This is a genomic window from Cetobacterium sp. (assembly GCF_051658645.1).
GTDB lineage: Bacteria > Fusobacteriota > Fusobacteriia > Fusobacteriales > Fusobacteriaceae > Cetobacterium_A.
On sequence record NZ_JBOFMZ010000064.1, the window covers coordinates 26,248 to 38,914 of the forward strand.

13 protein-coding genes are annotated in these 12,667 nt (G+C 26.8%); 6 read left to right on the plus strand and 7 right to left on the minus strand.

What is annotated here, in order from left to right:
- Positions 1-15 precede the first annotated feature (15 nt).
- The 3 genes from ACRCZX_RS07775 to ACRCZX_RS07785 all read left to right on the plus strand — a co-directional run bounded on the left by ACRCZX_RS07775 (position 16) and on the right by ACRCZX_RS07785 (position 4,766).
- Positions 16-2,397, plus strand: a complete 2,382-nt coding sequence (locus ACRCZX_RS07775) for a glycogen/starch/alpha-glucan phosphorylase (protein ID WP_438582358.1) — start codon at positions 16-18, stop codon at positions 2,395-2,397.
- A gap of 71 nt (positions 2,398-2,468) precedes the next feature.
- Positions 2,469-3,065 carry a metallophosphoesterase family protein gene (locus tag ACRCZX_RS07780; protein WP_438582359.1) on the plus strand — a complete coding sequence of 199 codons (597 nt, stop codon included), beginning with the start codon at positions 2,469-2,471 and terminating at the stop codon, positions 3,063-3,065.
- 12 nt (positions 3,066-3,077) lie between these two features.
- The gene (locus tag ACRCZX_RS07785; RefSeq protein WP_438582360.1) at positions 3,078-4,766 is read left to right on the plus strand and encodes a hypothetical protein; all 1,689 of its coding nucleotides are present in this window, start codon (positions 3,078-3,080) and stop codon (positions 4,764-4,766) included.
- A gap of 36 nt (positions 4,767-4,802) precedes the next feature.
- Here the strand turns inward: ACRCZX_RS07785 and ACRCZX_RS07790 are convergent, their stop codons facing one another.
- From ACRCZX_RS07790 to tnpA, 4 genes are all read right to left on the minus strand, one after another.
- Positions 4,803-6,206: a diguanylate cyclase domain-containing protein gene (locus ACRCZX_RS07790; protein WP_438582361.1), complete on the minus strand. Its 1,404-nt coding sequence runs from the start codon at positions 6,204-6,206 to the stop codon at positions 4,803-4,805.
- Between the two features lie 98 nt (positions 6,207-6,304).
- Positions 6,305-7,384 carry a molybdopterin-guanine dinucleotide biosynthesis protein B gene (gene mobB / locus ACRCZX_RS07795; protein ID WP_438582362.1) on the minus strand — a complete coding sequence of 360 codons (1,080 nt, stop codon included), beginning with the start codon at positions 7,382-7,384 and terminating at the stop codon, positions 6,305-6,307.
- Positions 7,377-8,591, minus strand: coding sequence for a molybdopterin molybdotransferase MoeA (locus ACRCZX_RS07800; RefSeq protein ID WP_438582363.1), 1,215 nt, complete (start codon positions 8,589-8,591; stop codon positions 7,377-7,379). Before ACRCZX_RS07800 ends, mobB begins: the two co-directional genes overlap by 8 nt.
- A gap of 91 nt (positions 8,592-8,682) precedes the next feature.
- Positions 8,683-9,093 (minus strand): IS200/IS605 family transposase, encoded by a 411-nt coding sequence (tnpA, locus tag ACRCZX_RS07805; RefSeq protein WP_438582364.1) that lies wholly within the window; start codon positions 9,091-9,093, stop codon positions 8,683-8,685.
- 154 nt (positions 9,094-9,247) lie between these two features.
- On the opposite strand from tnpA, the gene ACRCZX_RS07810 reads away from it, so the two are divergent.
- Complete coding sequence (locus tag ACRCZX_RS07810) at positions 9,248-9,946, plus strand: MurR/RpiR family transcriptional regulator (RefSeq protein WP_438582365.1); 699 nt, start codon at positions 9,248-9,250, stop codon at positions 9,944-9,946.
- Positions 9,947-9,977: 31 nt separating this feature from the next.
- Here ACRCZX_RS07810 and ACRCZX_RS07815 read toward each other — a convergent pair whose 3' ends face one another.
- The 3 genes from ACRCZX_RS07815 to ACRCZX_RS07825 all read right to left on the minus strand — a co-directional run bounded on the left by ACRCZX_RS07815 (position 9,978) and on the right by ACRCZX_RS07825 (position 12,016).
- Positions 9,978-10,970, minus strand: coding sequence for an alpha/beta hydrolase fold domain-containing protein (locus tag ACRCZX_RS07815; protein ID WP_438582366.1), 993 nt, complete (start codon positions 10,968-10,970; stop codon positions 9,978-9,980).
- Positions 10,960-11,418 carry a MarR family winged helix-turn-helix transcriptional regulator gene (locus ACRCZX_RS07820; RefSeq protein WP_438582367.1) on the minus strand — a complete coding sequence of 153 codons (459 nt, stop codon included), beginning with the start codon at positions 11,416-11,418 and terminating at the stop codon, positions 10,960-10,962. The genes ACRCZX_RS07815 and ACRCZX_RS07820 overlap by 11 nt, the downstream gene beginning before the upstream one ends.
- A gap of 94 nt (positions 11,419-11,512) precedes the next feature.
- Positions 11,513-12,016: an RrF2 family transcriptional regulator gene (locus ACRCZX_RS07825; protein ID WP_438582446.1), complete on the minus strand. Its 504-nt coding sequence runs from the start codon at positions 12,014-12,016 to the stop codon at positions 11,513-11,515.
- A gap of 157 nt (positions 12,017-12,173) precedes the next feature.
- Between ACRCZX_RS07825 and ACRCZX_RS07830 the strand changes: the two genes are divergently transcribed.
- Positions 12,174-12,545 (plus strand): pyridoxamine 5'-phosphate oxidase family protein, encoded by a 372-nt coding sequence (locus ACRCZX_RS07830; RefSeq protein WP_438582368.1) that lies wholly within the window; start codon positions 12,174-12,176, stop codon positions 12,543-12,545.
- Between the two features lie 5 nt (positions 12,546-12,550).
- On the plus strand, positions 12,551-12,649 hold the full coding sequence (locus ACRCZX_RS07835; protein ID WP_438582447.1) for a 4Fe-4S binding protein: 99 nt from the start codon (positions 12,551-12,553) through the stop codon (positions 12,647-12,649).
- The last annotated feature ends 18 nt before the right edge of the window (positions 12,650-12,667 follow it).

The window sequence follows — 12,667 nt, forward strand, 5'->3', positions numbered from 1 at the left end:
AAAGGGGATATATTAATGTTAATTGAAAAAAATCTTTTAAAAAGCAAAATAGAAAATAAAGTTGAAGTTTTATTTAATAAAAGCATAGATGAGGCTAACTCTTTCGAGATATATGAAGGATTAAGTAAAGTTATGTTAGATAGTATTTCTAAAAATTGGATAGAAACTAGAAAAAAATATGAAAGTGGAAAACAAGCTTTTTATTTTTCAGCAGAATTTTTAATGGGAAGAGCACTTGGAAATAATTTAATAAACTTAGGGGTATATAAAGAAGTAAAAGAGGTTTTAGAAGAAATTGGGTTAGATATAAACGCTATTGAATGTGCTGAAGAAGATGCGGGTCTTGGAAATGGTGGACTTGGAAGATTAGCAGCATGTTTCATGGATTCGTTAGTAACTTTAGACTTACCTGGTAGAGGTTATGGAATTAAATATAAAAATGGAATGTTCAAACAAAGAATAGTGGATGGATTCCAAGTTGAAACTCCAGAAACTTGGCTTAAATATGGAGATGTTTGGACAGTAGCTAGGCCATTTGATGAAGTTATAGTGGAGTTTGGAGACAGCAAAGTAAGAGCAGTTCCTTATGATATGCCTATAATAGGTTATGGAACAAATAATATTAATACCCTTAGACTGTGGGAAGCAAAAGCAATTGAAGAGCTAGATTTAAAAGCATTTAATGATCAAGATTATACTAAAGCTTTATCAACTCAAATAGCAGCTGAAGATATTACAAGAATACTTTATCCAAATGATTCAACAAATGAAGGGAAAAAACTAAGACTAAAACAACAATATTTCTTTACGTCAGCATCGTTACAAGATATAGTTAAAAATTTCAAAAAAGTTCATGGAAACGATTTTAAAAAGTTCCCAGAATTTGTAGCAATTCAATTAAATGATACTCATCCAGTTATAGCTATTCCAGAATTGATGAGAATTTTATGTGATTTAGAAGGAATGGTTTGGAAAGATGCTTGGAATGTTGTAGAAAAAACGTTTGCTTATACAAACCATACTATCTTATCCGAAGCATTAGAAAAATGGTGGATTGGATTATATGAAGAGGTTGTACCTAGAATTTTTGAGATAACTCAAAGAATTCATTTTCAATTCTTAAGTTTATTAGAAGAGAAATATCCTGAAGACAAAACAAAAAGAGATAGAATGTCAATTATTCAAGGGAATTTAATACATATGGCATGGTTAGCTATTTATGGGTCTTCTAAAACTAATGGAGTAGCAGCTTTACACACAGATATATTAAAACATATTGAATTAAAAGAGTGGTATGATCTATTCCCTGATAGATTCTTAAATAAAACAAATGGAATAACTCAAAGAAGATGGTTATTACAATGTAACCCAGAGTTATCAGGATTAATAACAGAACTTATTGGTGAAAAATGGATTACAAACTTCTCTGAAATGAAAAATTTAGAAAAATATGTAGCTGATAAAACTGTAATAAATAGATTCTTAACTATAAAAGATACAAAGAAAAAACAGTTAGCAGATTATATAGAGAATAAAACAGGTGTTAAAATAAATCCGCACTCTATATTTGATATTCAAATAAAGAGATTACATGAATATAAAAGACAACTATTAAATGCTCTTCATATACTTGATTTATATTATAGACTGAAAGAAAATCCAAGTATGGAGATTCATCCAATTACATATATATTTGGTGCTAAATCAGCACCAGGTTATATGAGAGCAAAAGGAACAATTAAGCTTATAAACGAAATTGGAAATTTAGTAAATAACGATCCTTCTATTAGAGACATGATAAAAGTTGTATTTATTGAAAATTATAATGTTTCAGCAGCACAACATCTATTCCCAGCAGCAGATATTTCAGAGCAGATATCTACAGCAGGAAAAGAAGCTTCAGGAACAGGAAATATGAAATTTATGATAAATGGAGCACTTACATTTGGAACTTTAGATGGTGCAAATGTAGAGATTGTTGAAGAAGCAGGAATCCAAAACAACTATATATTTGGATTGAAAGTTGAAGATATTGAAAGATTGAAAGTTGAAGGATATGACCCACACTTACCATACTTAAAAACACCAGGATTAAAAAGAGTAGTAGATGCTCTAATAGATGGAACTTTAAATGATGGTGGAACTGGATGGTATAAAGATTTATATGATTCATTATTAAAAGGAGCTTCTTGGCATAAGGCAGACCAATACTTTGTTCTAGAAGACTTTGAAGAATTTAGAAAAGCTCAAGAAAAAATAAACAAAGAGTTCTCAGAAAGAGAGATTTGGGGATATAAAGCTTGGATGAATATATCTAACGGAGGAAAGTTCTCATCAGATAGGACTATAGCAGAGTATGCAAAAGAGATTTGGAAGATAAATCCTCAAAAAATTTAACAAAATAAAAAGCTGCCGTATAAACTACGGTGGCTTTTATCATATTAAAAAATAGATTAGGAGAGCTAAAAATGAAAATACTTGCAGTAAGTGATGAGTCAACACTAGAGAGATATTCACCTGAAATTTTGAAAGATATGTTTCATGAAATTGAGTTGATAATTTCATGTGGAGATGTTAGCAATAAATATTTAGATTATCTTTTTACAATTTTAAACAAGGAGTTAGTATATGTAAATGGTAATCATATCTATGCACCTGATCATGATATAAGTTTTTGTAGAAACATAGATGCTGGAGAAAATTGCAATGTAAAAGGAAAACAGATTGTAGGTTTTGATGGAAGTCAGAAATATTCTATGGGAAATCACCAATATAGCGAAAAAGATGTATTTTTTATGGTGATGAAAAGTTATATGAAAACTGTTTTTAAAACTGTAGATTTGGTGATAAGCCATTCACCTATAGGTGGAATAAATGAGGGTAATGATCCTATACATAAAGGGTTTAAAAGTTATAGAAAAGCTGTAGATTTATTAAAACCGAAATATTGGTTACATGGACATGTACATTTAAAAAGTCATCATGAAATTCAAGAAGCTGAATTAGAAAATACAAAAATAATAAATGTTTTTGGTTATAAAGTTCTAGATTTAGATTTTTCTTAAGGAGGAAATTTAGTGAAGGATATTATAGAAAAAGAATCAGCTGAATCAGTTTTTAGAAAAGCTTTAAAAAAAACAAAATTTAATTTTTTTAATAGAGATGAAAAAAAAATAAAAGAGTTTTCAAAAATAGAAAAAGATGACCAACTTTCAAATAGAGTATATTCTGGAATTAGAGAGGTTATTTTAGAAAAAATTATTGGAACAGTTGAAAAAGCTCAAGATTTTGATAAAGATTTCAATCCAATAAGAGACGAATCAAAAGCTAGATGGGTAACTATTTACCTAAAGACATTAGAAGATGAGGGATTGCCACCAGTTGTTCTTTATAAAGTAAGAGAAGAGTATTATGTATATGATGGGAATCATAGAGTTTCAGTTGCTAAAAATCTTAATTTCCATTCAATAGAAGCAGAGGTTTATGAGTTTTTTTCTGAAAAAAATGAAGGGTTAGATATACTTTCAAGAGAAAGGTTTGGTTTTGAAAAAGAATGGGGTTTAAATAATATTGAATGCTCAAAAGTAGACTCTTATAAAGATTTAAGAGAAGAGGTTAGACATTTTTTAGAATTATACTCTTTAGGAGAACAAAATTTTGAAAAATCAACAGTTTGGCATCAAAGAATATTTATTCCTGTTATAAATATATTAATAGCAAATATTAAAACCTCAGATTCTAAAAACAATGGAGATGTTTTTATAGATTATTTGAGATATAAGAAAAAATATAATTTAGGAAATAAATATGAAAGAGGTTATTTGAATACACTTGTGGACTATTTAAATAGAAATAAAATCTTGTTAGTTGAAAATTTAAAAACAGATGTTAAGGTAGATAGTTTTTTAATAGATGATTTTAGAAAACTTTATTATATTGATAGGATTATGTTCTATAATGATGATACAAAAGGAAAGATTAAGGCTATAAGAGAATACTCTAAAAAACAGTTTAGAAGAGAAAGTTTAATAATTGGAGAAATAGCACTTTATAGTTTAAATAACAACGAAGCTGGATTTATTGTAGGAATGCAGAGATGGTTTGATCAAGTTTATAATTTTTATAAAGAAGAGATTATTCTGAAATCAAAACAGCTTAATATAAAATTTGAAGGATTAAATTTAGATGAAATAGTCGAGGATTGTATTAGATACTCTAGATATTATAGGAAAAAAGCAAGAGGATTACTAACGAGAAAAGAAATTGTCTATAGCTATATTTTAGATGTATATCTGCCTATTTTTGTTCTTTTTCGAGAAAATGGAATTGAAAAAGATATAAATAAGCAATATTTTAAACTAAGTCAAAGTTATCAATATTATGCTAGATATGGTGGATCAGATAATCTTAGAGATTTTTTAGAAAAAAATATTTTAAACAAAGCCGAGTATAAAATAGGAGATATGACTCTTACAAAAAATATAAAATTTAATTATAACTTAGATAAAGAGATGGAAAGTTGTGATATTTTAAATAAATATGGTGGAACTCAGAATTATGAAACACTTTTTAAGCTAAAAGAATATGCAAGTTTTTTAAATCTTCATTCTGCAGAAAGTAAAAATATAAAATTTAAAGAAGATATAGAAAAATTAATAAAAAATCGAGAAATATTAGTTCAGTATAATAACAATAGAATTTTAAATCTGATAAAAGGAAAATGGGAACACTATACTTTTGTAGATTATTATAGCAGTTTAGTTTAAATATAGCTTAGAGAGCTTTAAAAAAAGTTCTCTAAGCTATACTCTTATATGTTGATTAGTAATAAAATTTGATATATAGCCACAATTTTTTCCGAGTTTTTTAGACTTGTAAAGTGCACAATCTGCTTCGTTATATAAATTTATAAAATCATATTTATTTTTTTGAATAAAGGTAATTCCAAGACTAATTGAGATTTTAATATGTGTTGTATCTCTACTATAAGTAGAATCAGTTAAGAGAAGCAAACTTTTGATATCGTCAATAACATCTATTTCTTTTTTGAAATCTTCAATAAATATTGCAAATTCATCTCCACCCATTCTAGAGACAGTACAATTTTCACAAAAAACATCACTTATTTTCTGAGCAGTTTCAAGAATGACATAATCACCAAAAGAATGCCCTAAATTGTCATTGATGGCTTTAAAATTATCAATGTCTAAAATTATAAAAGCAGAATTTTTATAAAGATATTTATTTGAATTTAAAAAATTAGTAACAGTTTTTTCTAAGTAATTTCGATTATATATTCCAGTGAATGAATCTTTTTGTAGTGATTCAATTAAAGGCTTGATTTCAGTTTCTTTATTTTCATCAAATTTTTTTAAAATCATAATAAATAAGAAAATAAAAACAACAAGTATAACTAAAAGGCTAAGAAAAGTTGTGAAGAAATATTTAGATATATTTAAATCTGTAACAATGTACCAACCAGTTGAAATATTTTTGGTGAAAGCAGCAAAATGAAGACTGCCATTTTCTTTTTCAAAAAATAAATTGAATTGATTTTTATCAAATAGATTTACTTTAAATTGTGAAAAATTTTCACTTGAATCTCCTTCAAGAATTTTTAAATTTTCATCAAAAATATTTGTAGAAAAACCTTTTTCAAAAATACTATGATTATTTTTAAGTGCAAGTAAATCAGTTAATTTTATTGAAGCGAAAATAGCACCATCAAACTCTTTGTTTGAGTTAAGCGATGGATGGACAATAACAATATTTTCCTTACCTGTGCTTTTACTTATTATAACGTCACTAACAACATTTTTTTTAGTTTTTTTAACGAGTGAAAAGTATTCACGATCAGCTAAACTATAATGACCACCATTTAGAGAATTAGATGCATTTCCATTTTTATCAATTAAACCAATAAGTAGAAGATTGTATTTTTCTTGGAAAGATTTTAAAGCAAAAGCTTTTTCTTGGAGGGTAGTCGAACTATTCTTCATACAGTTTAATTCCCCAATAGATTCAATAAGAAGTATTTTTTCATTTATTTGATTGTTTATATCGATAGAAGCATTGCTGTTGATTAAAGTTGTAATTTCTTTTCCACGAGTTATTATTTGATCTAAAGATATCCAGAATGTTATAATTACGATTATACTCATCAAAAAAATTATGAATTTATATTTTTTAACACGATCGAATTTCATTTTGACTCCTATAATTAATTTAATACAAAAATAGTATAAATTATATTATACATGTTTTCAAAAAAAAATCAATTTGAAGTTAATATAATACTGATTTATTACACAAAAATTTGAATAATATTTTCAAAAATGTTATCAATATTATTAATATCAAGAATTTTTAAATGAGAACTGTTTTCTATCTCTTTTAAATCACTAACTAAAAATTGTAAATTTTGTTTGTTGGAAACACTTTCATTTGATATTCCACTTTTAATAACTTCAATTTTAGGATAGTTAGAATTTTTAAAACCTTCTAAAATAATAAAATCATAATCTTTAAAAAATTCTAAATAAAATTCCAAAGATTTCTGAGTGCTATTTTCAAGAAACATAAATTTACTTTTAGAAAAAATTAAAGTTCCATGAGCTCCAGCTTTAATATGTTTATGAGTATCAGAATCAATGTTATCCATTTCAAAATCATGACCATCATGTTTTATAGTTCCAACTTTATAGCCATTATCAGTAAACTTTTTCAATAAATTTGAAATTAATGTTGTTTTTCCTGAATTTTTAATGCCTGAAACAGCAAAAAAAATAGTTTTTTTATTTTGAATGAGAGAGTTATAATCTTCTGGAGTATTAATATTTTTTAAAATATGTGTGTCATCAAAAACAGTGTATTTTAAGTCTATATATTTAACATTTAAATCTTTTAAAAAATTTAAAATTTTATAATCTTTTGCATCAATAGCTTTTCGAATATTTTCTAAACAACTTTTATTATATATTCCAAGAAGAGGGTGAATAAAACCATTTTTATCTCTTACTATTGCAGCATCATAATGAGATTCAGCAAAATTAGAGATATATTCAATAAACTCTTTTGTCAGATTAGGAACATCACAAGGTAGGGTAAAAATAAAGTTAGTGTCACTTTCAAGTAAACCTTTATAAAGTCCAGAAATAGGACCGATTTCAGAAAAGTCATCATCAATTCTAATGAATTCATCACTCTTAATATCTTGTGCTGTATTTAAAGAAAGATATATTTTATTAAAATCTGAAAATAAATTTTTTAAATTTTCTAAAAACGTTTTGTTTTTATATTTTAAAAGAACTTTGTTACAAAAGTTCATACGGCTACCTTTTCCACCAGCTAAAATTAAAACATTCATATCTTTAATCTTAATCAATTAAAATCACCTTAACTCTATCACCTTCATATAATCCTCTATTACCTGGAAGAATTTCGACAATACAATTTTTATTTATAAGAGAAGAGATGGTTCCAGAAGAATGTTTTTTATCACTTAAAAAAACTTCACCATTTTCGAAAAAGCCTCTAATATAACGTCTTTTTGAAGAGCTTTTATTAAAGTTTCCAGTGACACTAGCATCTATAGCAATAGTATTTTTAATAGAATTAGAACTTAATTTTGAAAGTATAGGTCTTACTAAAAGTTCAAAATTCACTAAAGCAGCAAATGGATTTCCAGAAAGAGATAAAATTAATTTACCATTTTTTTTAGATGCCAAAACAGGTGTTCCAGGCTGAATATTTATTTTCCAAAATAATCTTTCAGCATTTAGTTCTTTTATAACATCATGCATAATATCTTTTTTTCCAACAGATACTCCACCAGTTGTAACGAGAATATCAACATTTTCCAATTCTTTTTCTATAAAATTAGCTACAGATTTAATATCATCAACCATAGGTGGATACATAACTCCATTTATTCCAAGATGTTTTAATTTGCTGATAAGAGTGAATAAATTACTGTTGTAAATTTTTCCTTTTTTTAATAAATCGCCTGGCATAAGTAGCTCACTACCTAAACTTAAAATTCCAATTTTTGGTTTTTTAAAAACTTGAACTGAATTAATACCTAAAGATGCAAAAACTCCAATATGATTATAAGTTATGATTTCTCCAGACTTTACTACAAGTTCACCAGCTTTCAAATCCTCACCAGAAAAACAAAAGTTTTCAAAAGCTTTTAGCTCTCTGTATATAGTTAAAACTTTAGTTTCTTCATCAAAATCAACCTCTTCTTGCTTTATAACACAGTTAGCACCATCTGGAATAGGAGCACCAGTCATAATTCTAAAAGCTTCGTTTCTATGAAGCTTTTCATCAGAATAATCTCCAGCAAAGATTTCTGCTTTAACACTAAATTTTATTGGACTTTCTTTACTTGCTTTAATAGTATCTATACTATTAAATGTAAAACCATCTAAAGGTGATCTATTAAATGGTGGACTATTCAACTGTGAATAAATATCCTCTGCTAAACAAAATCCTAAACTATTTAAAATTGATTTTGTTTCAACTATTTTTAAAGGCTTTATATTTTGTAACAAAATTTCGATAGCATGCTCCAAATTAATTTTTTCCAATTAAACACCTCACATAAATTTATTTGTTTATCAAAACGCACTGAGAAAAACTCTTTATTTATTAGAAAGAGGATGAATCAGAGTAATATTTTTAATTTTCAGTCTTTTGTGATTCAATATATCGCTTAACAGTTTCGATTGTTGCACCACCAGCACTTAATATACAATATGAATTACTCCAAAATACAGGTTTCCAATAATAATCTTTTAAGTAATCAGAATGTTTCTTTCTAATTAGCCTAGATGAAACTGTTTTGAAAGTATTTACCAATTTTGCGAGTTCGACTTGTGGTGGACATTCAAATAATATATGCAAATAATCGTCCTCTCCGTTTATCTCTAAAACGCTTCCACCTTTAACACTTAATAATCTTTTTGATATTTCTTTTAAATCTTCTAAAATTTCATCATTAATACATTTTTTACGGTGTTTAGTAATTACAACCAAATGATATATTAAACTGTATATAGAGTGTCTATTCTTTTTAAATTCTGTATTCATTAAAGAGTATTCTCCTTTACAACTAATTTTAAATATGATATATTATATCACATAAATTTAATTTTGAGGAGTTGAAAATTTACCAGAGTTAGTAGAAAATATTCACTTCTTTACTATAACATAGAGTATAAAAAATAACGGGGAGTGCTAAAAAATGGGGATTGATATATTTAAATTTGGAGAAAAATATAATCTGACAGAATCCGAAGAGTTGGCTTTAAACTATATTGTAAACAATATAGAAAAAGCTTTAGAAATTGGAGTTAGAGGAGTTGCTAAAGAATGTTTTGCATCAACATCAGTTGTTATGAATCTATCTAAAAAATTGGGATATAAAGGATTTATAGATATGGTTTATAGATTAGAGTTGCTGTTAAATACAGAATTTGGAGAAAATCGATTGACAGAAAGTTACTGCTCTAATTTTACATTACAAAAAGAAATGAAATTTAAGAATTTTTTAAATAAAAGCAAAAGGCCTATTTTTATTCACGGAGTTGGTTTCTCCAATTATGTAGGAAGATATATCAAAGATAAATTGATGGTTCTTGGGTATTTTTCTATGATGTCTGAATATATGGAAACAGTAGAGAGAAAGTACGATGAAAAACCACTTTTGGTTGTAGTTTCTAAATCTGGAGAAACAGCTGGAGTTTTAAATCTTTGTAAAATAGCAAAATCTAAAAATATCCCTATAGTTGCTTTGACTGGTGTTCAAAAAAATAGCATTGAAGAGCTAGCTGATATATCTTTTGTTATTAAAAATAGTAATCAATTAGATGATAGAAATATTGGAAGAAATGATTTTTTTGGCAATTCTATTTTGTTTTTCGAAGAGCTATTGAAAAAGTAAAAAGGTAAACAAAAATCAGTTTACCTTTTTGTTACTTTAAATGTTTATCTAAGAATTTAAACACAATTTCAAGATTTTCAGGACTATCAAATGCTTCAGGGCTTCCATGTCCAGCATTTTTTAAAAGATGTAACTCAACGTTTTCTTTTCCAATAGCCTTTTCTAAATTTTGAGCAAATTCAATTGATTGAGTATTAGGAACAAATATATCTGAAGTTCCGTGTTGTATAAGGAAAGGTGGGTTACTCTTTGAAATATAAGTTTCAGGATTAGTCATTTTTACTATTTCAGGAATAGTTCTAATATCTGCTCCTAAATATTGTGATTCAAACGAATGAAGAGAACTGTGTACTTGACCTTTAATTCCCTCATTTTTAAACTGTTCATCCATAGTCAAGAAATTAATTGGACCAAACCAATCAACAACAGCTTTAACTTCTGTTGATACATTTGGATTTCCAAGAGCAGGATTGTTAAATATATCGCTACCATTTGTAGTACCCGCTAAAGAAACTAGGTTTCCACCAGAAGATGCACCCCACAAAGCTACTTTTTTAGGGTTTATATTATAATTATCTGCATTGTTTTTAACAAATCTAATAGCTGACTTTACATCTTCAATAGCACCTGGGAATTTTTTCTCTCCACTTAAAGAATAATTGATTAAAACAAGAGCATAACCGTGTTTAACACTTTCAATTAAAGCAGCATTCATACCGTCATCTTTGCTACCAAATTTAAATCCACCGCCATGAACTCCTATAATAACAGGAAATGGACCTTTTCCTTTATTTGGAAGATAGATATCAAGTTTTTTACTATCTTTAATATTTTGATATGAAATATTTAAATATTTTGTTTTTATAAAGTCAGTTTTTAAAATAGTTTTACTTGCTATTTTAGGAATTTCTGTACTTATAAAAGATCCATTTTTAGCGTAGTAACCCTTTTGTTCGTTAGTGTTAGAACAACCACCTAAAATAATAGCAATTAAAATTCCAATTGAAAACATTTTATTTTTCATAATCTACACTCCTACTATTAAAAAAGTTGCTATCGGATATTTTTTTTAAAAGATTTAAAAGTATTTTTTCCTCTTCTTCAGAAAGAGAGTTTGCTAGAGTAGTATCCCATTTTTTTAGAATTATTGTAATTTCAGTTTCTAATTGAAGAGCTTTTTTAGTTAAATATATAATATTTGTACGTTTATCTGAGACAAGAATTTCTTTTTTTATAAATCCCTCTTTTTCAAGTTTTTTTAAAGATCTAGCTGTAGTTCCTTTATCAATATATAAAGTGTTAGCAAGCTCATCTTGACTTATACCATCTTTTTTATAGAGTTGAAATAAAAAAATTGATTGCCCAGCTCCTAAATTGAATTTCTTTAACTCTTGAGCATAATAAACTCTTCCTTTACGGTACATTTGAGAAAAGTATCTTCCGATATTTTCAAATTCTATTTTTGTTTCCACAAGTTCCTCCAAAATTAAATATTATATAATTGCATTTTCAATGATTAGTTAAAGGGGATTTGAACAGTTCAAAGCAAAATATACAATGTTATCACTAATTATTTGATTTTTTATTTTGAAACCACTCTATTGTTTCTACTTCTACTTCTTTGCTCAAAATTCTACCGTAAACCTCATTATAAAGCCATTCTAAGTTTTTTTCAGAAAGATAATTTTTCATTTTATCCTCTCCTTCTTGCATCACAACTTTTATAAAACATGGACATTTTGTATGAGTATCAGGAAGATTATTTTGGTCTAAAAGAATAGTCTTTTGACGAATTTCAGCACATTGAAATAATGGTTCTTTTCCTTCTACAGCTTCAACTACATCCCAGAAAGAGATATCTTTTGCAGAACGTGCGAGTTCATATCCACCTTTTACTCCCGAAACAGATTTGGTTATTCCAACTTTTCCTAATTTTGTAAAAATTTTAGCTAAGTATGATTCTGAAACTCCTTGAAATTCTGCTAAATCTTTAATTCCGACATAATTTTTATCTTTCATTTTAACAATATATAACAAACAGTGAAGAGCATATTCAACACCTACTGACATTTTCAAATTTTGTTCCTCCTAAAAATATAATCAAAATTTATTTTACCATCATTAACTTTAAAAATCAATGAAATATTAGATTGACAAGCTTTAAAATAAATGATATTATAATCAAAGACAAAAGTTGTCGCTAATTATAATTTTTAGGAGGAAATTAATGTTTAATGAAAAATTCTTAGAGGCTATTTCTAAAGAAGGAGTTGTTTCAATTGTTACTTCTGGTTTAAATGAAGCTCATGTTTCAAATACTTGGAATAGTTATTTAACTATTGTTGAAAACAATAAAATTCTTATTCCTGCTGCTGCTATGATAAAAACTGAAACTAATATAAATAATAATAACAAAATTAAAATGACTCTAGGAAGTCATGAGGTTATGGGATATAGATATATGGGAACTGGATTTTTAATTGAAGGAACTGCTAAGTTTTTAAAAGAAGGTAAAAATTTTGATATGATGAAAAGTAAATATTCTTTTTTAACTAGAGTTTTAGAAATTACTGTTTCTTCATATAAACAAACACTTTAATAGAAATTGAAAACAAAAAAAGAGAGATAAACTATGCTGCTTGTGTTGATTGTGGTGCTTGTAGTTTAGTTTGCCCAGTGAATGCAATAAGTATAGAAATATGATTTTTAACACCATTTGAA